This window comes from Leptospira stimsonii (genome assembly GCF_003545885.1).
Lineage (GTDB): Bacteria > Spirochaetota > Leptospiria > Leptospirales > Leptospiraceae > Leptospira > Leptospira stimsonii.
This window is the reverse complement of the sequence record NZ_QHCT01000001.1, coordinates 612,173-634,233: the sequence shown is the minus strand read 5'-3', so window position 1 is coordinate 634,233 and position 22,061 is coordinate 612,173. Positions and strand designations below refer to the sequence as shown.

Below are 22,061 nucleotides of genomic sequence, written 5' to 3'. Positions count from 1 at the left end.
AACATCGCTTAAGAATCAGAATGGTTCCATGAAAGAAAGAGAAAATAGGATTCGAACGGTGCTCTTAACGGGTGGAAGCGGGTCATTAGGTTTGATTCTCTTACCCGAATTATTAGTAAAATTCAGAGTCGTTTGCATCGGGAGAAGTTTAATTTCTTTTCCGGATTCAGTTCGCTTTCATCCGAACTTCGTTTTCTATGAATACGATCTGGAAGGATCCGAAGAACTCTCTTTAAGCGAAGAGCCTGAATTCATAATACATCTTGCAGGCAAGGTGAGCGGAGAAGGGTCAAGTTACGAAGATTATAAAAAAACAAACGAACTCGGAACCAAGAAAATTCTTAACTTCGCTTCTAAACACAAAAAAACCGGGATTCTTTTTGCCAGTTCAACCTCCGTCTACGGATTTTCCGAGAACGTTGTCACAGAAAACTCACCGTTACTCGGAAAAACATTCTACGCTCTTAGCAAAAGAGAATGCGAGGCTCTCGTCCAAAATTCAAAGAATAAATCCGTTATCTTAAGAATCGCTTCCGTTTATGGCCCGACTAGCAAAAGTTTCTTAAATAAAATACTTCGTATTTTTCAGTATGGTATTCTTCTTTGTTCCGGAAATCCTAAATTCAAAAAATCAACGGTCTATTCTTTCGATGTCATCGATGCAATTCTAATCGTAATGGAAAAATGGATAAAAGCATCCGGTAAGATTTACAACGTGGCATCTCCGAACGCCCTTTCTTTTTCAGAACTTGAGGTTATTTTTCGAAAAATTTTTCCGGAAAAATTCTATCTCAAGATTCGAATGAAAGGCTTCACTCTAACTTTATTTCACATTCTGAATACGATCTATTCGAAACTGACGAATCGAAAAATCAATATAGAATATATCCAAGAGACTTCGATCGTCGATTCCTCTCGAATTCAAAAGGAACTTGGATTCCAATTCAAAACTTCTTTGGAAACGGGTATCAGCGCGATCGTTCACGCAAAAACGAAGAATTAAGAATCTTCTCTTTCGGAAAGAATTTTCAGCAAACGATCCAAATCATTCTTAAGATCGGTTAGACTTTTTTTATCTATGTCCAAATTTTCCAGAAGTTTATCCGGAACACAAATTGCCTTGTCTTTAAGTTTTTTTCCTTTTGACGAAAGAAAAATCTGAACAGAGCGTTCGTCTTCAGTCGATCTTTTTCTCTGAACCAATTCCGATTCTTCCAAACGCTTGAGCAATGGGGTTAGAGTTCCGGAATCCAAATATAATTTCTTTCCGATCTCCTTTACACTACACCCATCCTCCTTCCAGAGAATCAGGAGGACCAAATACTGAGGATATGTAATGCCAAGCTCTTCGAGGATCGGTCGATATAAGGATGTCACCGCCCGAGAACAAGCGTACAAGGGAAAACAAATCTGATTTTCTAAGTAGAGTTCTTTAGCGATCATAAGATCACCCGTCTTGAAATTCCAAAACGGGTATTTTCCTTATTTTTTTAAAAGATCTTGGATTTCTTTTTCGATCTTTTCCGGAGTCGTAATCGGGGCATAACGTTTGATCACTTTTCCATTTTTATCGACTAAGAATTTTGTAAAATTCCATTTGATAGAATTTCCGAAAAATCCAGAAGCTTCATTTCTAAGGAAACGAAAAACAGGATGAGCATTGTCTCCGTTCACGTCTATCTTTTTGAAAATTGGAAATTCTACTCCATAATTTCGTTGGCAGAAACTTTTGATCGCTTCGTCCGATCCGGGCTCTTGGTGTTTGAATTGATCGCATGGGAATCCCAAAACTTCCAAACCCTCCGAGTTGTATTTCTTATAGAGTTCTTGAAGGGCTGCATACTGCGGTGTAAACGCGCATTCGCTTGCAGTATTCACGATTAAGAGGACTTTTCCTTTGTAATCTTCCAATTTCTGTTCTTTGCCGCTGTTCAAAGTGGCAGTGAGGTCATACAATGTTTGGCTCATTTCAATCTCCATTTAGATTGTGCACAATTTAATTTTAAAAAATTAAAATTAAAGAATTCGGTCAAGAAGAATTTTATAAAATCTTTGAAAACAAATCCGGAAGTCTCTTCGGGGTTGATTTTTTATAGATCTGCTTAGAATGAATCCTATGAGTACAAAGAATAAAATTCTTATCCCTCTCCCTTCCGAAGATTTTGATCCCTCAGAGGCCGCTATTCCTTGGAAGGTTTTAAAGGAGCACGATTTCGAAGTGTTCTTTGCTACTCCGAACGGAAAACCGGCAAAAGGCGATTTTAGAATGCTGACTGGAAAAGGTTTGGGCATCTGGAAACCGATTCTCATTGCTCATAAAAATGCAAGAGTCGCTTATCAAGAAATGACGGATGACACTCATTTTTTACATCCCTTATCGTACAAGGATCTAAAACCGGAAGATTTCTCTGGTGTCATTCTTCCGGGCGGTCACGCTCCAGGTATGAAGGAATATTTAGAATCAAAAACGCTTCAAGAGTTTGTAGGAGCTTTCTTTGCGAGTGGAAAACCTCTCGGCGCAATTTGTCACGGCGTGGTTTTAGCCGCGCGGAGTAAACTACCGGGGACGGATCGTTCGATACTCTTCGGTAAAAAAACGACGGCCCTCCTAAAATCTCAAGAGATGGCCGCATGGAACCTAACACGATTTTGGTTAGGCGATTATTATAGGACCTATGCTCAATCTGTGGAAGACGAAGTGAAGGCGAATCTAAAAGAGCCGAGTGATTTTCACTTTGGACCGAAACCCATCCTAAGAGACAATCATAAGAAAATCAAAAGAGGTCATTCTCTTATCGATGGCAATTACGTTTCTTCCCGATGGCCTGGGGACGCACATTCTTTCGTATATTCTTTCATGAAATTATTTTAACTTTTACAATGCGGTTCGTTTAACAGTCTAAAAAATTCAGGAAATAGAATGCAAGATCACAGTTTACTGATAACTCTTATCGTCTTCCTCTCTGCCGCAGTAATTTCGGTGCCATTGTTTAAAAAATTGGGACTGGGTTCCGTAGTCGGCTATCTCATCGGTGGAACGATCATCGGACCTTGGGGAATCGGTTTGATCACGGACGTCGAACGCATTCTCCATCTTTCCGAGTTCGGAGTCATTCTCCTTTTATTTTTGATAGGACTAGAATTGAAACCGCAACGACTTTGGGTTTTAAGGCGACCGGTTTTCGGTTTAGGCGGTCTTCAAGTCATTCTCACCTCTTTGATCTTTTTCGGAATTTTATCACTACTTGGATTGAGTAATTCGCAAGCAATCGTGATTAGCATTAGCATTTCCTTATCTTCCACTGCATTTGCCTTACAAGTTTTAGGAGAAAAAAACGAATTAAATACGTCGCACGGAAGAAGTTCATTCGCGATTCTTCTTTTCCAAGATCTTGCAGTGATTCCTGTGATGGCAATTCTTCCCTTCTTAGGGGAGTCGACAGGAAATACGGGTGCGCAGAATTCAGTAATGCAAATCCTGACGGCGATCGGTATGATCCTTGTGGTGATTCTATCCGGAAGATTTTTAGCAAGGCCATTGTTTCGACTCGTTGCGTCTTCCGGAAATCATGAAATATTCACGGCTCTATCTTTATTAATCGTAGTCGGTGTTTCCTTGTTGATGGATCAAGTCGGACTTTCGATGGCTCTCGGTTCTTTTTTAGGAGGAGTGATTCTTGCCGATTCCGAATATCGACACGAATTGGAATCGAACCTAGAGCCGTTTAAAGGATTGCTCTTAGGTCTTTTCTTTTTAGCCGTTGGAATGTCCATAAATCTCGGTGAGGTTTTAAAAGATCCGATTCTTGTCATACTTTTTGCCTTAGGTCTTATGTCCGTCAAAGCTCTCGTTCTTTACTTTTTAGGAATACTAACAAAGCAAAACAAAGAAACGTCTCTCAATCTGGCCGTTACGATTTCCCAAGGTGGGGAGTTCGCCTTCGTAATATTAGGCGTCGGCGTCACTCTTTCAATCTTACCGAGAGAACGAGCTGATCTTGTGATCGCAGTCGTCACCTTGTCTATGGGTTTGACACCGATCCTCGGTCTTATGAAAGACAAAATCTCGGACGTATTCTTTAAAAAAACTGAGGAGCAGGAAGCGGATAACATCGAAGAACAAAACCGGGTGATCATTGCTGGATTCGGAAGATTCGGTCAAATCATCGCAAGGATGTTATTCGTTCATAGAATCGGTTTTACCGCACTCGAACACAATCCGGAACAAGTGAACGTGGCGAGAAGATTCGGTTATAAGATTTACTATGGAGATGCTAGTAAGCTAAGTCTTCTTCGATCTGCCGGCGCTGAACAAGCCGATTTATTTATATTAGCAGTTCAAGATATAGATGTTTCGGTAAAGGTCGCAGAGATGGTAAAAAAACATTTCCCAAACCTTACGATTATTGCGCGTGCTCGAAATAGAGAACACGTTTTTAAATTATTGGAACTCGGAGTAAAAATCATCAGAAGAGATACATTCGCCTCCGCTCTTGAATTAGCGGGAGAAACTTTGAGCCATCTCGGTTTTATGGATTCCGAAGTGGAACAGAAAATTAAGAAATTCCGCGCGCATGATGAGCTGACTCTCAAGGGACAGTTTCAAGTAAGACATAACGAAAAAGAGTTCATTCAATTTTCTAAAAATTCCATCCGGCAATTAGAGGCGGCATTTGAAGCGGATCGACTTGAAAAAGAGGGAAAAACAGGAAGTTAATCCGACCCTTTCGCTCATTCACCTCAAAACGAACGATTTGATAAAAAAAGCGTCAAATCGAATGCAACTTACTCAATAAATTATTCTCCGCTTATTCTTTAATCCTCTCTTTCTTTAAAAATATAAGAATTGGCCGATTTTTCTCTGTCCTTTAGATCCGCTCTCTTGGATATGTTCCATATAGGAAACTTTTTCGATTCCGACTTCCCATAGAGTTTGAATCGGAGAAATCCAATTCTCTTCACTATTCTCTCCGGAGTGGCTCTTCATCGAGCCGCTCCGATTTTTTGAGAAGCCCGACTCAAATTCAACGATTACACATTCTTTCTCCGAGAAAAGATACGATTCGAGTCATTCTTTTCGAAAAAAGTTTTAGAAGAATTTATATCTCTCCCGTTTCGAACGTTATGCGCACTTTCAAGAGACTCAAGCCAAACGATTTTGAGCCGCCATTGTGTAAAATGTGAAAAAGTTTCCAATACAAGCGAATTATAATGTGGTTCTCACAATGCCTTTAGGATTTCCTCTCGTTTGCGTCTGTATTCGTCTTCAGAAATGAGCTTCTTATCGAACAACGCTTTCAGTTCGATCAATCGCTTTTCGGAATCGCTGATGTTCTTTTTCTGGGAAGAGCTATTGGGCTCGGAGATCGACATCGATTGAAGTTCAAAAGGGGCCACAATATGATATTTTTTCGATTCACTTTTTAAATCGTCTTTGAAATAGGTCAGCTTTCCGATCGCTGAATCCGGTATATATACCTCAAGAGAAGGTTTCAAATTCGATTCCGAGATTGAAAAATTGGACCAATCCTGAAACGTATATGGGGTCTGAAAATCAATGAACTGATTCAACTCAAAAAAAACAAAATGAATCGCAGTCGAGGTAGGATATAATAGAAATACGGTTCTCCGTATTCTTCTTCCCGGATTGATAGAATCGTCTTTTTTTAAAATCCATAGCTGATACGTTTGCTCGGGCGCCTGTTTGAATTTGAGAAACGATCGATCAGCAATTTCTTTGCTCAATTCTCTCGAAAAGATGCGTAACGCAGTATCGTTCACCAAAGAATCATTCCGATTTCCAAATTGAAACAAGGACTCTTCTAAGATTTTTTTGAATTTTTCGGATTCCAAGTTTTCCGGAAACTTAGCATCGAGATCGATCCAAGTTGGAAATTCCGGGCTTTTTGCGAAAGAATAGAATGCGATGGACTCAGAGGAATAATTGAGTTCCTTCCGAATACCTGAAAAGCAGGTAAAATATACAAATGAAATGATTAGGACGATCAACGACTTCATGAAAAACTCAATGAGATCCTCATAGAAAATTGAAATCGTTCAAGAAGAATTATTCTTTTTTCTCCGAGTCTTTCTTTTTGAGAATATTTCCGATCTTTCCGAGATCTTCTGGTTTGATCTTGTTTCCGGCGGCCTTTTTATTCTCTTCTTGAATATCCTTGTAAACTTCTGCACGATGTACAGAAACGTTCCGAGGAGCTTTTACTCCGATCTTTACTTGGTCTCCTTTGATATCGACGATGACGATTTCGATATCATCGCCGATCATTATCGACTCGTTAGTTCGCCTTGCTAGGACCAGCACTTAATTCATCTCCACGGCGGCGGTTTCGAGAATTTTTTCGCGAACCGAGTGAGATTCATTTCTGGATATGAATTGTTTTCCTATAAGACTTACTTTGTTGATAAGAATCGGTCCTTGCATGTTGGCTGTCATCAGTGCAGGATCTTCACCCGGTATTGTCACGATAACAAGAGTTAAGCTTTCATTAATTTCTTCAATGCCTATGAGTTGAAGTTCTTGCTCGGGTATCAGCGGTTTGTATTCCTTTTTAAAAAGCGAAGGAGGAATCACAACGAACGCTAAGTCGACTTCTTCGGTAGATTGTAACCATTTGAAAACGGACTCCTCTTCCTCTTCTATTAATGCGAAGTTTTTGTAGTCTTCGAATCCGAGAAGACCTTCCGGAAAGGAGAGGATTTGTTTTTCCGATATTTGTATCTTTCCAAACGGTTTTGTTTGAATCTCGATTCCCATTTTAAATTCTTTCCCCGGAGCTTTTCATTCGAATCATTCTATCTCATTTTTCTTATCTTAAGAAATCCATCAATGTCGGTTTAATTATCTTGGACCCGACGTTGAGCGCATATTGATGAACCGTTTCCAGCCACTTCATATTCATGATGGTTTCCGGAAAATCGACCCCTTCGTTTTTGGCGAGAAGTTCGGTCATATAAGATTTATCAAAATCGACCCTTTGGGCGTGCTCTTCCATTCGATTCATTCTTGCGCCGACCACCGCTCGGTATCGAAGAATATTTTCCATTGCCAAATCCAAATCTTGAAGGTCTCGACCGGAAATTCTTTCTTGGTCCTTTTGAATCAGGTCGTTTCGAAATTGGATCATCACATCGAATACGGAAAGTCCTGTGACAGTCGCGGACTTTGAATAATTATTGGGAGGTTCGGAAGTTGCGGAATCCACGAGGCCGATATCTCTGAGTATCGTTCCTCCCTCCGTATCTTCCATCCAGATCTGATGAGGAGCGGTCGAACTCAAACTAATGTTGTCTTGAGCCAATTTGTTCGCCTTCACTTCCAAAGGGGAATTGTTGATCTTGTCGATGATATCGTCGATCGTATCTCCTGCGGAAACATGTATCTCCACTCCATCAATTTTAAATTTTTGATCGGAAGAAGCGATATATCCGGAGTTATCAACTTTACTTGTAATACTCATGTTCGTTCCCCAGAAAACTTTGTTTCCGGGAATTGTTACGGGGATATATTCACCCTTTTCGATTTCACGGAGTTGTTCGCCGGTGTCTCCACGATATTCAACTCCGATAAATTGATTTTTGAGTTCGATTCCTTGAAGACCTTTGATCTTAGATTCGATCGGCTCGAAAGGAGGTCGTTCGATAACGTGACCTCCGAATAAAGGTCGTCCCGTTGCATCCCTCGTATTCGCAATGTCAACGAGAGCCCTCAAGATTTCGTCGATTTCTTTTCCGATTGCGACCTCGAGTTCGAAACCTTTGTCTCCTTGATAGATCCCGTTGGATGCCTGAACTGCAAGAACTCTTGCTCTTTGAAAAAGAGAACCGATCCGGTCCAATTCCCCGTCGATTTGTTGCAAACGTGAATTTCCGTCGTCGATATTTCTCTGAAATGTATCGAGTTCGTTTAATCTGGAACGAAAGAACATCTGATTCGTTGCGCGACCAGGTTCATCGGAAGGGAGTCGAATTCTTTGCCCCGTTGCGAGTTGATTCTGCGTTTCGTCCATCTGTAGCTGGTGTCTGTTTAAATTCTTAACCAAGCTGTTGTTCTGCATCATGTTCGTTATGCGCATCATATAAGATTCTCCTTACTCACCAAATTTTTCGTGAGATTACACGCCGAGGCGATTGATGATCGTATCCAGAATCTCATTCATGGTATTGATCATCTTTGCCGAAGCGTTATAAGAATGTTGAAATTGGACCATGTTAGCCATCTCTTCGTCGAGATTAACTCCCATAACGGATTGTCTCATGTTTTCCAATTCGGACATGAGATCGTTTTGAATGCCGAATTCTTGCTTTGCTTCTCTTGCCTCGGTTCCTAACTTCGAAATCAGAGTGTTGTAAAAATCGTCCGTCGTTTTCGAATAATCCACCATCACGGGATTGTTTCTCAGAGCGGAAGCTACCATAAGAGCGTTCCGTCCGTCCTTATGACCTCCCGGTGAATTATAATCCCCGGTCCCACCCACATCCTTACCGCGAGCCGCGGCTATGTTTGCGACGTTATTCGCGATTGATTCCGCGATTCTAAAATGCGAAGAAGGATGAAAGTGAGGAGTCAGAGTAATGTCTTCCGGACGTGATTGAAGTTTATTGATTTCACCGAGTCGCTTGTAGTCGTACGCTCCGGACGGACCCGACGCCATTAATATCCCAGTCATTCCAACGAGAAGATCTCCGGAATCTTCGATATGTCTTAAAATGAAATTTTTATTCGGATGATCGTCAGCGACGGTAGCTTTCAGAGCCAATTGATTGTCGTGGTTCATGTAAGCCACAACGCCGGAACGAGAAGCGTTGATTTTTTTGATGATTCCGTTCAACGTATCATTGGAAGAATAGGGAATCAATACAGGCGCCTCTTTCGCATCCGACTGATTGAAGCTAATCGTTCCATTGATACCGATGGGACGATCAGGATCGATTGTGTTTCTTCCTGTTACGCGAAAGATTGCCGTCACATCGTTTTGTCCGTCCCCGTTGGAATCGTATTCCCCGAATGTGTTGATCGAAAGGGATCTGATGTTGAAGAACGCTTGATTTGTGTTTCCATTGATGCCGAAACCGTCTTTGTGAATTTCGTTCACCGCATCCATTACGTTGATGGAAAGAGAATCTACTTGATCTATTTTTTCGCGTATGATCTTATCCCGAACTTCGATCAAACCCTGCAGACGTCCCTTTCTCAATAAAACCGGATCGCCGGTAGAAGACCAATAAAGATCTAGTAAACCGTCTTTCGAAGGGTTACCAAGAATATCGATTTTGTTGGCTTTGTTTCCTTGAACTAGGATCTGTTGTCCGATAAAGACCATCAATTCATCTTCATCGGAACGCCCAATCGTAACATCCACGAGAGAGGAGAGTTCTTGTAAAAGCGCATCCCTTTTATCATAGAGATCGTTCGGTCGATCACCGAGAGCTTCCGATTTGCCGATTCGATCATTAAGAGTACGAATGTTTTCGGCGATCGTGTTCATATGATATGCTTTCGTTTCGATTTCTCGGTTTGCCTGATCCTTCAGTTGTGCAAGTTTGCGATATACATCTTCGGTTCTGCTACCGAGGCCGTTTGCCCTTTCTAAAACCACGGAACGATGTGCGTTGTCCTCCGGATAGTTTGCAAGATCTTCCCAAGAAGACCAAAATTTATCCATCAGAGTTCGAAGTGTAGTTCCGTTCGGTTCGTTGAAAACCGTTTCTAATTGGTAAAGATATTCGTTTCGAGCCGCCCAATAGTCTTTGTTTCCCGAGGTTTCGATGATTCTATCGTCTACAAAGTTGTCTCTGATCCTTTCGATCGAAGCGATTTCAACACCTTGGCCAATCTGTCCCGGAAGATTGGAACGATTGAGTGAAGGATCGTATAAAGGATCCATCGCAGTCATCGTGACTCTCTGTCTCGCATACTGCTTGTTATCCGCGTTGGAAATATTATGACCTGTAGTCTGAAGCGCCTGTTGGTGAGCAGTAAGCCCTCTTTTTCCTATTTCAAGACCTGAAAATGTGGATCCCATGGCATCCTCCTATAATGAAAATATCTTTTGATTACGCCGAAGCGTTCAGCATAAGAGCCGGTCTCTTAGCTTGCTTTCGTTCCGGATTTTTTCCGGAGCCGTATGTACTTAAACCCGATTCGGAAGCTTTTTCTTTTACTGCTTCAATTGTACGCGAAAGGATTTCTTGCCGAGTAAGAATGAGTTTCTCATTCGATTTGATCTTTTCTTTCAAACGATGAAGGATCGCTTTGAGCGAAGAACCGTATTCTTTTAAACGGAAATTGGATTCTCTATCGAGTTGATTTAGAAAATCCGACAGCGTAGGAGCCCCGTTCTCTGGAAGAGCAAAGTTTTTAGATCGGTATACTTCCTCGATCGATTTCATCCGAACCCTTTCGATTTCGGACGCCATCACGAGAAGTTCATAGGTTCTCTTTGTGATTGATTCGAGGGTTTTTCCATCCGCTTGAACTACTGCGGCAGATTTTTGAGTTTCTAATTCCAGGACATTCGAGTAGAGATGAATCTCTTCCTGAAAAAGTTTCGTAAGTTGCTCCAACCATTCCTCTTGCTTCATCTGTTTTATCCGATCCCTGCTATGAAGAATCGGTAAAATCGGAAATTTGCTTAGGTAATTTTCAAAGAAAAAGAGGAATCCGCTTCAAGGGTATTAATAGGACATAACTTGCCCGCGAAAAATAAAGGCTCTGGAGCGAAGAAAGAACGAGGAAAAGAAACACTCGAACCGAAAGAAAGAGAGAAAACATGAAGAATGATCGCTTTCGACATAAATTCATTTCTTCGGGGAATATAAAACTTCACGTCGTTACCGTAGGAGATCCGAAAAACCCACCTCTTCTTTTTTTACACGGCTTCCCTGAATTTTGGTATGGTTGGAAAAATCAAATCGAGTTTTTCCTAAATCAAGGATACTTTCTAATTTTGCCGGATCAGAGGGGTTATGGGGAATCAGGAAAACCTTGGTTCTTTTCTTCCTATCGAATCTCTCTGCTTTCTTTCGATATCGTTTCCATTCTAGATTCTTTGCAGATCGAAAAGGCGGATTGTATCGCTCACGATTGGGGGGCGGCCGTCCTCTGGAATTCTTTATACGAAAATCCGGAACGATTTCGAAAAGTTTGCATTCTAAATATGCCTCACTTAGAAACGATCAAACATACGATTCTCAACGATAAGATTCAGAGGAAAAAAACATCTTATATATTCTTTTTCCTCTTACCTTTAATTCCGGAGTATCTGTTAATTCGAAATAAATTTAGAATGCTTTGGAATTCGCTTATCAAAACATCGAATAAGGGAAGTTTTTCCTCCGAAGACTTCATACATTATCGAAAAGCTTGGTCTGGTTTTCGGACCGTAAGATCCATGTTGAATTGGTACCGTGCGGCGATTTTTTTCCCTCCAAAACTGCCGAAGGAGAAGAATCGGAAACTCCCCCATCCGGTAAAAATTTTTTGGGGTGAAAGAGATCCTTTCCTTAAGAAGGAAATGGGCAAGGATTCCCTATCTTTTTTGGAGAATGGGGAATATCAGGGATTTTCAGCCACACATTGGTTACATCACGACATTCCCGAGATTCTCAATCCTTCCTTGTATGAATTTTTGCAAAGATAGAATTCGGACGAAAAATGAGTCTGATTTAGAAAAGTTGTCTTGTTATTTCCAATAGGAAGATTGACTTCTATAATTTATTTCCAAATGAAATACGTTCCTTCTTACTCATTTTCATTTCTCCAGCAGGTGCCAATGCAAAAATATCTTAGAATTCTATCCATTTCTACGCTTTCCATGATTCTAATTAATTTTGGGGCGATCCTTTCTAAGGATAAATCGGAAACGAAACAAAAAGATCCCAAAATCGCCTCCGTAATTTCGACGACGGAAAAAACAAAATCGGAATCAACTACAAAGGCAAAAAAGGCATCCGGAAAAGAACCTCGAGACTTTGAAGTCGTAAAGAAAAAGGAAGCCCTTTTTTCCTTTTCCATTCAGGGAAGAAGATTTGCTCAGGGAGAACTTTTGCTTTTAAAGCTCGTTCCTGAAAAAACGATTCTTTCTAAATTGGATAGAATTAAGATTTTATGGGAGAAAAAAGAAGTTTCTTATACAAAAAAAGAAAACGTATTCTTTGCGTGGATTCCTATTTCGCCTGAATTTGATAAGAAAAGTGGAATATTAGAAATTCAGGATAAAAACCTTTTTAGAAAGAACGATTTTAAGGAATATGAAATTCCGATTCAGAAAACCGACTTTGCCGAAACGAAAGTGTCTTCGCTAACGATGGACAAAAAATACACTTCCGAAGTATTGCCCCAGGAAACCTTGGATTTTATAGCCGATTGTTCCAAAGCAAAAGCGGAAGCGTTCCAGACAAAGACAAATCTTCAGATCGATTCAGATTTCATTTTTCCGGTGCAAGATGTTCACTTTACGAGTCCTTTCTATAAGCGACGTGTTTACAATAAGAAAAAAGGAAAGGCTCACGGCGGAGTCGATTTCAAAGGCGGACTCGGAACTCAAATCTATGCTATCAACGACGGAACCGTAATCTTATCTCGACCGATGTACTACGAAGGAAATTTTACGGTCATCGATCACGGTCTGGAAGTTTATTCTCTCTACATGCATCAATCGGAGCTGAATGTAAAAGTAGGGGACAAAGTGAAAAAAGGAGATCCGATCGGAAAGGTCGGTTCCACAGGTATGTCGACAGGACCACATTTACATTTGGGACTACGAGTTCGAGGAACCTTAGTAGATCCTCGTTCGGTTTTGGGTTTGAAACTATTCGAAGAGAAAGAAAAACCTTAAGAGCCTATTCTCTTTTCACACTTTGAAGAATTTTCTCTACGGATTCTTCGTGTTGTCTTCCCTTTACAAGGCTTTCAGAAATGTGAAAGAGAAGAGAATCCGGCAATTTGTCTCCGGAAGAGATGAAGAATCCCGTTTTCGCGTATCTCGGTCTTAGATTATCATAATAAGTCCAGAAAACTCCATCCATCCGTTTCTCAAAATTCTCTTCACCTAACTCGTGTACTTCGACCATATCGCCTTGGTTGATCGCAAGATCTAAGAATTTCTGAAACTCAGGTTTAATCTTATCGATCTCTAAAAAAGGCTCGGGAAAATAAAAAATTCGAATGGAAGGATATCTGTTTGGGTCCGTTTCACTGGACGAGATAATTCCAGCGATTTGACCGGTTCCGGTTTGGTCTTTTAAGGTTAGATTCTTAGGATTATGAAAGTAAAAATCTTCGGGCAAAGTCAATTGAACTTTGATATCCTCGTTTTTTACAACTTTGGATTCAGAATCATAACTCCAATTCGTAAGTTCTTTTTCCTCCCAGTTCGGTTTAAAAAGAATATAAGAAGTCAGAATCTCCGCCTTCTGTAAGGTTTTAAAACTTAACAAACCACCGACCAAAACCAGAAGCCCTAATAGAAAAATTCTGTAAAAGACCGTGCTTTCCAAAAACCGAAAGGCCAACCCCACACAGGAATAGACCGCAATAAAAAAGATTCCCGAACGATTGGAGTAGAAGTCGGTTAATAATAAAAGAAGAATGCACGCTACGAAAACGATCGTTTCCGTAATCGGGTTTAGAACGATCCGCGTCGTATCGATCGTTTTTGCGGAGTCCGGTCCGATTTGATACTGTTTGATTGATTCTTCCTTTAATAACTTTCCGAAAGCGAAGGAAATTAAAAAGAAAAAGCAGGTGGCCACGACATAGGCACCGAACACAAGAATGATGATAAAGAAGAGCGGTAAATGACTCTCATGTAAAACTAAAAAGGAAATTCCGACGGTGGAATAAATGAGGAAGAGTTTTCTTAAAAAGGAAAGTTCTTGCAGTTTAGAACGGAGGGTTTGGAGTTTCTTCCAGCCAGGAATTTTTTGGAGTAATTTCATGAGTCAGATTACCGGATTTTTTTCAGATCTGAAAACGAGTTTTGACAGCCTATCCCAGTCCATCCAATCATTTCTGGACACGGTCGGAGTAATTACTTCTTTTTTGAAGATTCTTTTTTCAATCGTTCCTTTAGATCTTTTTTTGGTTCTGATTTTTTCCCTCGTTTTAGTATTCTTATTCAATACAATCTCTCCAACTACGAGTCGTTTCAACTATACATTAGGAGTCCTCATCGTATCGATTCTCCGCTCTTTCTTTCACCACTCTCTTTCGCAGACTTGGAACCTTGGCCCCGTTGTTTTGACGGCGTTCTATCTATTGCTTCCCGCTTACTTTTTCTTTTTGATCCGCATAGGCTTTGTATTTTCAAAAAAACTATATCAAAGGAAAAATTCGATTCATCCGAAAGATCTTGAGAGCGGCCTTCTGAATGTTCAGAAATCATTTCAAAAACTCATGGCGGAAGGTTATTCAAAGCTCTATTCTTCCGATTCAAAAACGATCTCAGACCCCAATTCCTTAAAAGAACAGATCGAAGAATTGGACAGAACTCTTCAAGGCCTACGGAACGTTCTCAATCGGAATAAAGAATAAACTATTCTACAGGTTTGAAAAGGTCTTTGATCGCATCTTTTGCTTTCGACTGGTTGAAATCTTCGCGATCGATCAGAATCAAATCCAAACCTTCCTTTTCAATTCTATTCAGAATCTTTGCAACATCAGCTGTTGATTTAGAATTCGTTGCCAGATATCGAAACTGCGTTTTACATTCGGGACAAACTTTGTCCTTGGTATAATTCAAACCCAGATGTTTGCAATTTCCACAAGTTCCATACAAATCATCGATCAACATGAGTCGGGAAGAAACTTCCGAAACGCTTAACTTTTTCCATACTCGAATGTATTTTTTATCGTCAGTCTGCATTTATCTTTTGGGTATTGGAATTTTTACTTCGAGTCAAGACAAAACTTCACTGCCGTTTCAATAATGTCGCAGGCATCATTCATTTCATCCGCTTGAATCACGAGAGGAGGTGCAAATCGAACTGTGTGATCATGCGTTGTTTTTGCGAGTAGTCCGAGTTCCATCGTCTTTTTACATACTTCTTTGGCTATGGACTTTCCGTTCTTCTCCGTAAATTCGATCGCGTTTAATAAACCTTTCCCTCGAACTTCTTTCAAAGAATCATATTTTGATTTTAGAATATTCATTCTTTCTCGAAAAATTTCTCCCATCTTAAAAGAATTTTCCGGCATATTCTCTTCCACTAATACTTCCACCGCGCGTTTGGCGATCGCGCTCGCTAACGGATTTCCTCCGTATGTGGAACCGTGTTCACCTGGCTTTATTGTGAGCATAATTTCATCGCTGGAGAGAACCGCAGAGACAGGCAGAATCCCACCTGAAAGCGCTTTACCGAGAACGACGATATCCGGCTTCACCGATTCGTAATCCCCGGCAAGAAGCTTACCCGTTCTACCTAAGCCTGTTTGCACTTCGTCAAAGATGAGAAGAACACCTGCTTCCTGGCAAAGTTGTTTGCATGAAGAAAGATAACCTTCGCTCGGAACAATCACGCCGGCCTCACCTTGAATCGGCTCGACCATAAAACCTGCGACGTTCGGATCTTGAAGCGAAACTTTCAATGTATCCAAATCGTTGAAAGGGATAATTTCGAAACCAGGAACATACGGACCGAATTCCCTTCTACTCAGAGGATCAGTCGATGCGGAGATTGCGCCCAAACTTCTCCCCCAAAAATTGCCGGATGCAAAAACGATCTTCGCTTGGTTTTCCGGAATCCCTTTGACTTGATATCCCCATTTTCTACAAAGTTTCACCGCGGTTTCCGCGGCCTCAACTCCAGTGTTCATAGGAAGAATTCTTTGATACCCTAAAAGCTTCGTCATATATTCTTCATACTCTCCTAGTTTGGAGTTGTAGAAAGCCCTTGAAGTTAACGTAAGTTTTTGTGCTTGTTCTACCAAAGTTTCGATCAACTTCGGGTGACAGTGTCCTTGATTCACCGCGGAATACGCGGAAAGAAAATCGAAATATCGTTTTCCTTCTACATCAAAGAGGTAAATTCTTTCACCTCGATCCAAAACAACCGGAAGCGGTTCATAATTGAAGGCCCCGAATTTTTTTTCCAACTGAATGTAGTAAGACGAGTTTTGTACGAACGACATACTCCCTATTGAAGAATCAGATTCTCTTCACACAAGGAAATTTTATTCTTTTACCTTGACTTTTCATTTTTGAGAATCATTCTTTCAAAAAGATTTCAAAGATTAGGAAAACTCAATGAAAGCCTTTGCGCTCAAAACGTATCTCATTCTTTTCATTACATTTATTACAATCGGGAATTGTCTTTACACGAATGTAAAAACTCCCGGCTGGTTTTATTCACAGAGCTATACGGACGTTCGAGGAATGGAACCTGTTGGAAAACTTTCCGGCCAATCTTGTGGAGAAGGTTGGTTATGGCTTGTTTATACAGGCGATGAAAGTTACGAAGCGGCGGTGCAAAATGCCATTCAAGATAAGGCCGACCTTCTTTTCGACGTTCAAACCGACTATTACGTAAAGTCCCTTCTCTTTAATCTTTACTTTTATAAATGCACTCGCGTTTCCGGAATCGGCGTAAAACTTCCTCACAGGTTGATGAAAAAAGAGTAACTATGCGCTCGATTTATTTTCTGATCGTCATTTTTATCGGATTCGCCTCGATTACAGATTGTACATTACCGATCGGTAACCGGCGAACATTGGTTAAGCGGAATCCAATGCCTTATCCAACCGATTCTATTCTTTCTCCTGAAAATCGTGTTTCTTTAGCCGGCACTTACTTTAGGGATCCATCGGTCCATTATGGAAATGCGTCCACTCGATTGAAGTTAATCGGCTTTGACGGTTTTATCCACTCCACCTCATCGCTACCGCACAAGGATATGTTTCACGGTTCCCTCGACGATTGGGATTGGTCGAAACACAGGATCATTCAATTTGAAGGACAAAGCCAAGGTTGTCAAAGGGGAGTGACGTTGATCCTACCTTTGCGTCAGGGCGAACAACAATCTTTAGTTCCTGTTTCTTTTGTTTTCGGAAAATCTAGTTTTTACGATGAGCTGAAACAGGAAATGGAGAAGAATAAAATCAAAGCTCTTTTCGATTCCAAGCTGGATATCGAACAAACTTCCTATTTATTCTGGCTCGTTCAGAAAAGATGCATTCGATTTAAAAGTTATGCTATTCAAGAATTTTGAATCGATTTTTTTAAGAGTTTATGAAAGGAAAACAAAAAACGATTCTGATTCTTTCTTCCATTTCCGGTTTTTTAGGAGTAGCAATCGGTGCGTTCGGAGCTCACGCTCTAAAGCCGTACTTGACTCCTGAGATGATCGTTATCTACGAAACCGGCAATAAGTATCATCTCATTCATAGTATTCCTCCGTTGATCTTGGCGATCACGGGTTATGTTCAATCGAGTAGATTCGCGTTTATTTCCGGAATCCTATTTCTCTCCGGCATTTTTATTTTCTCCGGTTCTCTCTATCTCCTTGCAATCACAGGAATTAGAGTTTTAGGCGCAATCACTCCGATCGGAGGAATTTGTTTTCTTCTTGCTTGGGCGTTTCTTGGATGGTCCGCGTTATCACAAAAGAACGACTAACGTTGCGTTCCGTAATAAAATTGTCCCTTTTTCTCTATCAACTTACGAGTAATTAAGCCTTCCGCGATAATGAGCAATCCTTGGACAGCGGATTGTTTTTTCGCGGCTTCGACATCTTGCTGTTCTGCCATCAATTGGTGAACGTATTCTCTTCGTTTGCCTTCCAAAACTCCCAACATCGAACCGCAGACTTTTTTATCTCCGATTAAAAATGCAAGAGCGAGAGTTTGCGGAGGAGTTTCATTACAGAGATAGTAAAGAGCCAAATTGTCAAAGTAAGACAATTCTTCGAAGGATTGAACCGTAAGTTCTTCTTTATCTTCCATGATTGATCGTTTCCAATTCGCTAAGTTTATTTTCGAGATACGAGACTAGATAAGAAGAATCCGGGTCCGCGCCTGTCGCAGATCGAATCAAGTCTTCAGCCGATAAAAATTTTCCCTTCCAGTGAACATTCTCTCTAAGCCATCCAAGCAAAGAAGAAAAATCCTTTTCATTCGTGACTTGTTTTGAAAAATCCGGGTTCTTCTTTGAGAAGGAGTGAAAGAGTTGAGCGGAATAGATATTTCCCAGTGTATACGTTGGAAAATATCCGAAAGCGCCCCCGCTCCAGTGAACGTCTTGGAGAACACCTTCGCGATCCGAAGGAACACTGATGCCGAATAAATCCTTCATCTTCGAATTCCAAAGGTCAGGCAATTCGGAAACTTGAATCTTTCCATTGATCAAGGCTCTTTCTATCTCAAAGCGAAGAATGATGTGAAGATTGTAAGTAATCTGATCAGCTTCTACGCGGATAAAGGAAGGAGAAGATTGATTGATATAAGAAAAGAGTTTTGAAAAACCCAACTCCGATTCTTTTAGATCCAAGGAGTTCATAAGAATTGGATAATACATTTCCCAGAATTCAAGAGACCGGCCGATCTGATTTTCCCAAAGTCTACTCTGCGATTCGTGAATACCGAGAGAAACCGAATCGTGCAACGGGGAAGGACCTCCCTTAATTTCGGAAATACCTGCTTCATAGAGAGAATGTCCTGTTTCATGCAAAATACTGAATATAGAAGAAAGAGGATCTTTTAGATCGTATCGAGTCGTGATTCTTTTGTCCTTACCGCCTAAGGAAGTCGAAAAAGGATGTTCACTTGCATCCAGGCGTGAAATTTGTGGAGAAAGTCCTAAAATCGAAGGAAGTTTTTCGCCTAACATTCTTTGAAGAAGAATCGGGATTTCTCTTGGAAAAGGATTTCCAACTTGTCTTCCTCGCGCCACCAACGGTTTCAAAGAATTCTTCAGATTGAAAAAAAGATTTTCCAGATGGGAAGCGCGTTCCCCCGGTTCGTATCCTTCCAAAAGCGCGTCGTAGGCTTCCGTATCAAAACCATAACATTCCGTTTGCTTTTTGCAGAGCTCGACAATCTTGCTAAGGGTTGGAGCAAAATCGGAGAACTTATTTTCTTTTCTCGCTTTAGCCCAAACGGCATGCGCTTTACTGGTTGTAACGGAGAATTCCTCAACGAGCTCTTGCGAGAGACAACGTGAACGATTTAGATCTTTAAAAAGAATCTTGAGTTCGACTCTCCGTTCTTCCTGACCCGGGAGATTTTTTTTCTCATTTTCTTCTCTCGCCTTTTCAGCAAGAGCATAAAATTTCTCACCCGCATACTTGGAATGAATCAATCCGGATAGAAGACCGATCTGATCTCCTCTTTCCGTTCGCCCTCCTTCCGGAAGGGTGATTTCAGAGTCCCAATGAAGGACGCTCAGAATATTTCTTAAAGTCCAAATTTCTCGATAGGCGACTCTATATTCTGCGAAAGATTTTAATTCTTCGCGAATCGAATCCGTAAACAGATGCTCGTATTCTTTCATCTCAGTGGATAATAAAAAATCTTCTTTTAGATTGACAAGCACCCTAACCACAAAAAAATGATTTTTGCACGATTCGCGGGCATGGTGTAATGGCTAGCACTGTAGCCTTCCAAGCTTCCAGTGAGGGTTCGAGTCCCTCTGCCCGCATATCTTCTCTTTTTTTAACCCCAAATTCTCACTTACCACTAAATCACTCAGATGAAGGGAATGCTGTTAGTTTTCACTCGACAGATTTCCGTGTAGTCAATAAATTACTGCCAGCATTTCGGAGGTCCTATGAAACTTCGTTTTCTATTTGGTTATTTTCTTTTTTCCCTGCTAATTCCGTTTTCATTAGCGGCCCAAAACGATTTGGTACGAGTAGAAATTTCTTCTTGGCCGATCGATTTGACCTCCTTCGATTCCTTTCGATCGGAGCAGTCTTCTTCTCCTCAAGGAACGCTAATCTCGCTCATAGCCGCATTGGATCTATATTCTAAGAATAAAGAAGATGGTACGAAGGCGTTAATTCTTATATTAGATTCTTCTCTTCTTATTCAGGATAGTAACGGTTACAAAGGTTTTTCATTGAATAAGAATATTGCGGATCTAATCAGGAGACAGCTGGAACAACATCCGTATCTAATCGGATCCTATCTTCCCGGCTCGACGCCTGCTAATCAATATAAGCCAAACGCGTCACCATATAGTTTTACTTTAAGCGCGAATCGTTTTAGCGGAACGGAAGAATCCGGACAAAGAAAACTTTTCATTCCTTCTTCCGGGGCGGATACGGCAAGGCCCGTCACTCTTAAAAGAAACGCAAAGGGCGCTTGGAAAGCTCATGAATTTTCGAGTCTGCTCGTGGGAATCAAAAAACCGGTAACAAAAAATGCGGCTGACGATCTATAGCTTATTTCGTTGTTCTTTAAAAACTCAATTTCTCAGCGTGAACAATCCTTACAGAGTCAAGATTCTTTTGATCCCGATTCAATTGTTCCGACAAAGTATTTCGCTGAAATTGGAATTGAATTCGCACTTAAAGCTCATTTGAACTACCATTTCGGCAAAACTCTTAGTTCCATTGAAAAGAAGAATATTTTTTAATTTAGGATGAAGTTTCTGATTTCCTTTAGAAGAACAAGAAATCGGCCCGCAAGGAACCGATTCAGATGTTTGAAGAGATACTATTTTTGTATAGAATTCTCAGATCGACTGTTTTGAATCTCATTCAAGAAAACTATATTTGTAGAATCGTTTTCTAGAATGCTATCGGCGAGGGTCTCCAACAACCTTCCAATCTTTTTACTTTGGGAAAGGTCCGGCTTACGGGAGATTCTGTCCGGTTCTTTTGCCGGGTTATCTTCGTTCGCTCGGGAATGCAAGGGAATCCTCCAATGGGGTGTAGGAGAAAGACTGGGTCCGGTTTTCGAACCCGTCAAGCTGAATCCTACTCTTCGATCTGAATTCCGGAAAGTTTTTCGAGCGTCTTGATTCTCTTCGCCCATTTCTGAAAATTCACCAGATTATGAATATTCACTCTGACTTTCTGGAATTCGCCAAAGGTGAGTCCGTAATCCCAGCCGACAAAAATTTCCTTTTTCTTCGGTGAAGTTCTTAACGAAGAACCTCCTCCCAGGATCGTTCCTTTGGGAACATGAAGGTGATCGGACACCGCGCAGGCGCCACCAATGATCACGTCGTCTTCCACCGTTGTACTTCCTGCCACACCGCTTTGACCGGCGATGATTATATTCTTACCTAAGATACAATTGTGCGCAACGTGAACCATATTATCAAATTTGCATCCATCTCCGATGATCGTATCCTCTAATCCACCGCGATCAATAGTGCAAAGGGATCCGATCTCGACGTCGTCTCCAATTCGTACCGTTCCAACATGAGGAATCTTGTGATGTTTTCCATTTACCGTAACGAACTTATAACCGTCGCCCCCGATCGAACAATTTCCGGAACAGATAAATCGTTTTCCGATAATAACTCCGTGTTGAATCGAACTGTTCGGACCTATATGAGAATCCTCTCCGATCGTTACGTTTCTTGAAATCTTTACTCCGTCTTCCAAATAGGTATTCGCGCCGATGTTCGAATTTTCCCCGATGACCACGAATTCTCCTACGGTTACTCCCGCACCGATTTTTGCACTCGGATGAATGGATGCAGTAGAGGAAATTTTTCCGGAAGGGACATAAGGTGGATAGATGGCGTTCAATAGTTCTACTAAGCTCAATTCCGGATTCGAAACGATCAAACAAGGAAGAGTGATTTCCTTTGAAAATTCTTCCGTTGTCAAGATGACGCTCGAAAGAGAATTCTTAACTTCGGATAACATTTTCTTATTGGAAAGAAAGCTGATTGAATTCGGAACTCCGGGGGTTAACGGAGAGACATTCTCGATCAAAATTGTTTCCGGCTTTTCAGAATTAGCAATCTTAGATCCGCTGATTTTTTTTGCAAGATCAGAGAGTGTGAATTGGGGCATGATTCCCTCGTTTTATTTTGGTTGATACACGGAGATTCGAAATAGCAAAGTCGTCACTCAAAAAAAATATGGC

Annotated in this window: 26 protein-coding genes and 1 tRNA gene; 11 read left to right on the top strand and 16 right to left on the bottom strand. The window is 40.9% G+C overall.

What is annotated here, in order from left to right:
* Positions 1-28 precede the first annotated feature (28 nt).
* On the top strand, positions 29-1,003 hold the full coding sequence (locus tag DLM75_RS03175) for an NAD-dependent epimerase/dehydratase family protein (protein WP_118967070.1): 975 nt from the start codon (positions 29-31) through the stop codon (positions 1,001-1,003).
* Here DLM75_RS03175 and DLM75_RS03170 read toward each other — a convergent pair.
* A complete protein-coding gene (locus tag DLM75_RS03170; RefSeq protein ID WP_118967069.1) occupies positions 1,000-1,443 on the bottom strand; it encodes a MarR family winged helix-turn-helix transcriptional regulator in 444 nt (147 codons plus the stop codon). The two genes, DLM75_RS03175 and DLM75_RS03170, sit on opposite strands and share 4 nt — an antisense overlap.
* Positions 1,444-1,482: 39 nt before the next feature.
* A complete protein-coding gene (locus DLM75_RS03165; RefSeq protein ID WP_167731723.1) occupies positions 1,483-1,968 on the bottom strand; it encodes a glutathione peroxidase in 486 nt (161 codons plus the stop codon).
* A 148-nt stretch (positions 1,969-2,116) separates the two neighbouring features.
* Between DLM75_RS03165 and DLM75_RS03160 the strand changes: the two genes are divergently transcribed.
* The gene (locus DLM75_RS03160; RefSeq protein WP_118967067.1) at positions 2,117-2,872 is read left to right on the top strand and encodes a type 1 glutamine amidotransferase domain-containing protein; all 756 of its coding nucleotides are present in this window, start codon (positions 2,117-2,119) and stop codon (positions 2,870-2,872) included.
* Between the two features lie 48 nt (positions 2,873-2,920).
* The gene (locus tag DLM75_RS03155; RefSeq protein WP_118967066.1) at positions 2,921-4,717 is read left to right on the top strand and encodes a monovalent cation:proton antiporter-2 (CPA2) family protein; all 1,797 of its coding nucleotides are present in this window, start codon (positions 2,921-2,923) and stop codon (positions 4,715-4,717) included.
* A gap of 114 nt (positions 4,718-4,831) precedes the next feature.
* On the opposite strand, the gene DLM75_RS24195 is transcribed toward DLM75_RS03155, so the two are convergent.
* From DLM75_RS24195 to DLM75_RS03115, 7 genes are all read right to left on the bottom strand, one after another.
* Positions 4,832-4,987, bottom strand: coding sequence for a hypothetical protein (locus tag DLM75_RS24195; RefSeq protein ID WP_158586434.1), 156 nt, complete (start codon positions 4,985-4,987; stop codon positions 4,832-4,834).
* A gap of 233 nt (positions 4,988-5,220) precedes the next feature.
* Positions 5,221-6,018 carry an SHOCT domain-containing protein gene (locus tag DLM75_RS03140; protein ID WP_118967064.1) on the bottom strand — a complete coding sequence of 266 codons (798 nt, stop codon included), beginning with the start codon at positions 6,016-6,018 and terminating at the stop codon, positions 5,221-5,223.
* A gap of 49 nt (positions 6,019-6,067) precedes the next feature.
* Positions 6,068-6,322, bottom strand: coding sequence for a carbon storage regulator CsrA (gene csrA, locus DLM75_RS03135; RefSeq protein ID WP_118967063.1), 255 nt, complete (start codon positions 6,320-6,322; stop codon positions 6,068-6,070).
* Positions 6,323-6,775, bottom strand: a complete 453-nt coding sequence (gene fliW / locus DLM75_RS03130; RefSeq protein WP_118967062.1) for a flagellar assembly protein FliW — start codon at positions 6,773-6,775, stop codon at positions 6,323-6,325.
* Between the two features lie 52 nt (positions 6,776-6,827).
* The gene (locus DLM75_RS03125) at positions 6,828-8,093 is read right to left on the bottom strand and encodes a flagellar hook-associated protein 3 (RefSeq protein WP_118967061.1); all 1,266 of its coding nucleotides are present in this window, start codon (positions 8,091-8,093) and stop codon (positions 6,828-6,830) included.
* Positions 8,094-8,132: 39 nt separating this feature from the next.
* Positions 8,133-10,043, bottom strand: coding sequence for a flagellar hook-associated protein FlgK (flgK, locus tag DLM75_RS03120; RefSeq protein WP_118967060.1), 1,911 nt, complete (start codon positions 10,041-10,043; stop codon positions 8,133-8,135).
* Between the two features lie 31 nt (positions 10,044-10,074).
* On the bottom strand, positions 10,075-10,602 hold the full coding sequence (locus DLM75_RS03115; RefSeq protein ID WP_118967059.1) for a flagellar protein FlgN: 528 nt from the start codon (positions 10,600-10,602) through the stop codon (positions 10,075-10,077).
* 188 nt (positions 10,603-10,790) lie between these two features.
* Here DLM75_RS03115 and DLM75_RS03110 point away from each other — a divergent pair, with 188 nt between their 5' ends.
* On the top strand, positions 10,791-11,660 hold the full coding sequence (locus DLM75_RS03110; RefSeq protein ID WP_118967058.1) for an alpha/beta fold hydrolase: 870 nt from the start codon (positions 10,791-10,793) through the stop codon (positions 11,658-11,660).
* Between the two features lie 132 nt (positions 11,661-11,792).
* On the top strand, positions 11,793-12,857 hold the full coding sequence (locus tag DLM75_RS03105) for a M23 family metallopeptidase (protein ID WP_118967951.1): 1,065 nt from the start codon (positions 11,793-11,795) through the stop codon (positions 12,855-12,857).
* Positions 12,858-12,861: 4 nt separating this feature from the next.
* Here the strand turns inward: DLM75_RS03105 and DLM75_RS03100 are convergent, their stop codons facing one another.
* Positions 12,862-13,959 carry a hypothetical protein gene (locus tag DLM75_RS03100; protein ID WP_118967057.1) on the bottom strand — a complete coding sequence of 366 codons (1,098 nt, stop codon included), beginning with the start codon at positions 13,957-13,959 and terminating at the stop codon, positions 12,862-12,864.
* Here DLM75_RS03100 and DLM75_RS24190 point away from each other — a divergent pair.
* On the top strand, positions 13,958-14,554 hold the full coding sequence (locus DLM75_RS24190; RefSeq protein WP_158586433.1) for a hypothetical protein: 597 nt from the start codon (positions 13,958-13,960) through the stop codon (positions 14,552-14,554). The two genes, DLM75_RS03100 and DLM75_RS24190, sit on opposite strands and share 2 nt — an antisense overlap.
* A 1-nt stretch (position 14,555) precedes the next feature.
* On the opposite strand, the gene DLM75_RS03085 is transcribed toward DLM75_RS24190, so the two are convergent.
* Complete coding sequence (locus DLM75_RS03085) at positions 14,556-14,885, bottom strand: hypothetical protein (RefSeq protein ID WP_118967055.1); 330 nt, start codon at positions 14,883-14,885, stop codon at positions 14,556-14,558.
* Between the two features lie 23 nt (positions 14,886-14,908).
* Entirely contained in the window at positions 14,909-16,150 is a 1,242-nt protein-coding gene (gene rocD / locus DLM75_RS03080; RefSeq protein ID WP_118967054.1) for an ornithine--oxo-acid transaminase, read from the bottom strand.
* A 115-nt stretch (positions 16,151-16,265) separates the two neighbouring features.
* On the opposite strand from rocD, the gene DLM75_RS03075 reads away from it, so the two are divergent.
* From DLM75_RS03075 to DLM75_RS03065, 3 genes are all read left to right on the top strand, one after another.
* Entirely contained in the window at positions 16,266-16,640 is a 375-nt protein-coding gene (locus DLM75_RS03075) for a TRL-like family protein (protein ID WP_118967053.1), read from the top strand.
* 107 nt (positions 16,641-16,747) lie between these two features.
* Positions 16,748-17,227 (top strand): hypothetical protein, encoded by a 480-nt coding sequence (locus DLM75_RS03070; protein ID WP_206698697.1) that lies wholly within the window; start codon positions 16,748-16,750, stop codon positions 17,225-17,227.
* Positions 17,228-17,247: 20 nt separating this feature from the next.
* The gene (locus DLM75_RS03065) at positions 17,248-17,634 is read left to right on the top strand and encodes a DUF423 domain-containing protein (RefSeq protein ID WP_118967051.1); all 387 of its coding nucleotides are present in this window, start codon (positions 17,248-17,250) and stop codon (positions 17,632-17,634) included.
* On the opposite strand, the gene DLM75_RS24540 is transcribed toward DLM75_RS03065, so the two are convergent.
* Together DLM75_RS24540 and DLM75_RS03060 are read right to left on the bottom strand one after the other, a co-directional pair.
* Complete coding sequence (locus DLM75_RS24540) at positions 17,631-17,960, bottom strand: hypothetical protein (RefSeq protein WP_174715067.1); 330 nt, start codon at positions 17,958-17,960, stop codon at positions 17,631-17,633. The genes DLM75_RS03065 and DLM75_RS24540 overlap by 4 nt on opposite strands.
* Positions 17,950-19,557 (bottom strand): carboxypeptidase M32, encoded by a 1,608-nt coding sequence (locus DLM75_RS03060; protein WP_174715066.1) that lies wholly within the window; start codon positions 19,555-19,557, stop codon positions 17,950-17,952. Before DLM75_RS03060 ends, DLM75_RS24540 begins: the two co-directional genes overlap by 11 nt.
* A 24-nt stretch (positions 19,558-19,581) precedes the next feature.
* Here DLM75_RS03060 and DLM75_RS03055 point away from each other — a divergent pair.
* Both DLM75_RS03055 and DLM75_RS03050 read left to right on the top strand, forming a co-directional pair.
* Positions 19,582-19,653, top strand: a tRNA-Gly gene (locus DLM75_RS03055).
* Positions 19,654-19,782: 129 nt separating this feature from the next.
* On the top strand, positions 19,783-20,397 hold the full coding sequence (locus tag DLM75_RS03050) for a DUF6935 domain-containing protein (RefSeq protein WP_118967050.1): 615 nt from the start codon (positions 19,783-19,785) through the stop codon (positions 20,395-20,397).
* A gap of 275 nt (positions 20,398-20,672) precedes the next feature.
* Here the strand turns inward: DLM75_RS03050 and DLM75_RS03045 are convergent, their stop codons facing one another.
* Together DLM75_RS03045 and lpxD are read right to left on the bottom strand one after the other, a co-directional pair.
* Entirely contained in the window at positions 20,673-20,870 is a 198-nt protein-coding gene (locus DLM75_RS03045) for a hypothetical protein (RefSeq protein ID WP_118967949.1), read from the bottom strand.
* 65 nt (positions 20,871-20,935) lie between these two features.
* Positions 20,936-21,988 carry a UDP-3-O-(3-hydroxymyristoyl)glucosamine N-acyltransferase gene (gene lpxD, locus DLM75_RS03040; RefSeq protein ID WP_118967049.1) on the bottom strand — a complete coding sequence of 351 codons (1,053 nt, stop codon included), beginning with the start codon at positions 21,986-21,988 and terminating at the stop codon, positions 20,936-20,938.
* Positions 21,989-22,061 lie beyond the last annotated feature (73 nt).

Bases quoted from the DNA above. Each gene is read 5' to 3' on its own strand.
- DLM75_RS03175 (WP_118967070.1), top strand. From the start codon at position 29: ATGAAAGAAAGAGAAAATAGGATTCGAACGGTGCTCTTAACGGGTGGA.
- DLM75_RS03170 (WP_118967069.1), bottom strand. From the start codon at position 1,443: ATGATCGCTAAAGAACTCTACTTAGAAAATCAGATTTGTTTTCCCTTG.
- DLM75_RS03165 (WP_167731723.1), bottom strand. From the start codon at position 1,968: ATGAGCCAAACATTGTATGACCTCACTGCCACTTTGAACAGCGGCAAA.
- DLM75_RS03160 (WP_118967067.1), top strand. From the start codon at position 2,117: ATGAGTACAAAGAATAAAATTCTTATCCCTCTCCCTTCCGAAGATTTT.
- DLM75_RS03155 (WP_118967066.1), top strand. From the start codon at position 2,921: ATGCAAGATCACAGTTTACTGATAACTCTTATCGTCTTCCTCTCTGCC.
- DLM75_RS24195 (WP_158586434.1), bottom strand. From the start codon at position 4,987: ATGAAGAGCCACTCCGGAGAGAATAGTGAAGAGAATTGGATTTCTCCG.
- DLM75_RS03140 (WP_118967064.1), bottom strand. From the start codon at position 6,018: ATGAAGTCGTTGATCGTCCTAATCATTTCATTTGTATATTTTACCTGC.
- fliW (WP_118967062.1), bottom strand. From the start codon at position 6,775: ATGGGAATCGAGATTCAAACAAAACCGTTTGGAAAGATACAAATATCG.
- DLM75_RS03125 (WP_118967061.1), bottom strand. From the start codon at position 8,093: ATGCGCATAACGAACATGATGCAGAACAACAGCTTGGTTAAGAATTTA.
- flgK (WP_118967060.1), bottom strand. From the start codon at position 10,043: ATGGGATCCACATTTTCAGGTCTTGAAATAGGAAAAAGAGGGCTTACT.
- DLM75_RS03115 (WP_118967059.1), bottom strand. From the start codon at position 10,602: ATGAAGCAAGAGGAATGGTTGGAGCAACTTACGAAACTTTTTCAGGAA.
- DLM75_RS03110 (WP_118967058.1), top strand. From the start codon at position 10,791: ATGAAGAATGATCGCTTTCGACATAAATTCATTTCTTCGGGGAATATA.
- DLM75_RS03105 (WP_118967951.1), top strand. From the start codon at position 11,793: ATGCAAAAATATCTTAGAATTCTATCCATTTCTACGCTTTCCATGATT.
- DLM75_RS24190 (WP_158586433.1), top strand. From the start codon at position 13,958: ATGAGTCAGATTACCGGATTTTTTTCAGATCTGAAAACGAGTTTTGAC.
- DLM75_RS03100 (WP_118967057.1), bottom strand. From the start codon at position 13,959: ATGAAATTACTCCAAAAAATTCCTGGCTGGAAGAAACTCCAAACCCTC.
- DLM75_RS03085 (WP_118967055.1), bottom strand. From the start codon at position 14,885: ATGCAGACTGACGATAAAAAATACATTCGAGTATGGAAAAAGTTAAGC.
- rocD (WP_118967054.1), bottom strand. From the start codon at position 16,150: ATGTCGTTCGTACAAAACTCGTCTTACTACATTCAGTTGGAAAAAAAA.
- DLM75_RS03075 (WP_118967053.1), top strand. From the start codon at position 16,266: ATGAAAGCCTTTGCGCTCAAAACGTATCTCATTCTTTTCATTACATTT.
- DLM75_RS03070 (WP_206698697.1), top strand. From the start codon at position 16,748: ATGCCTTATCCAACCGATTCTATTCTTTCTCCTGAAAATCGTGTTTCT.
- DLM75_RS03065 (WP_118967051.1), top strand. From the start codon at position 17,248: ATGAAAGGAAAACAAAAAACGATTCTGATTCTTTCTTCCATTTCCGGT.
- DLM75_RS24540 (WP_174715067.1), bottom strand. From the start codon at position 17,960: ATGGAAGATAAAGAAGAACTTACGGTTCAATCCTTCGAAGAATTGTCT.
- DLM75_RS03050 (WP_118967050.1), top strand. From the start codon at position 19,783: ATGAAACTTCGTTTTCTATTTGGTTATTTTCTTTTTTCCCTGCTAATT.
- lpxD (WP_118967049.1), bottom strand. From the start codon at position 21,988: ATGCCCCAATTCACACTCTCTGATCTTGCAAAAAAAATCAGCGGATCT.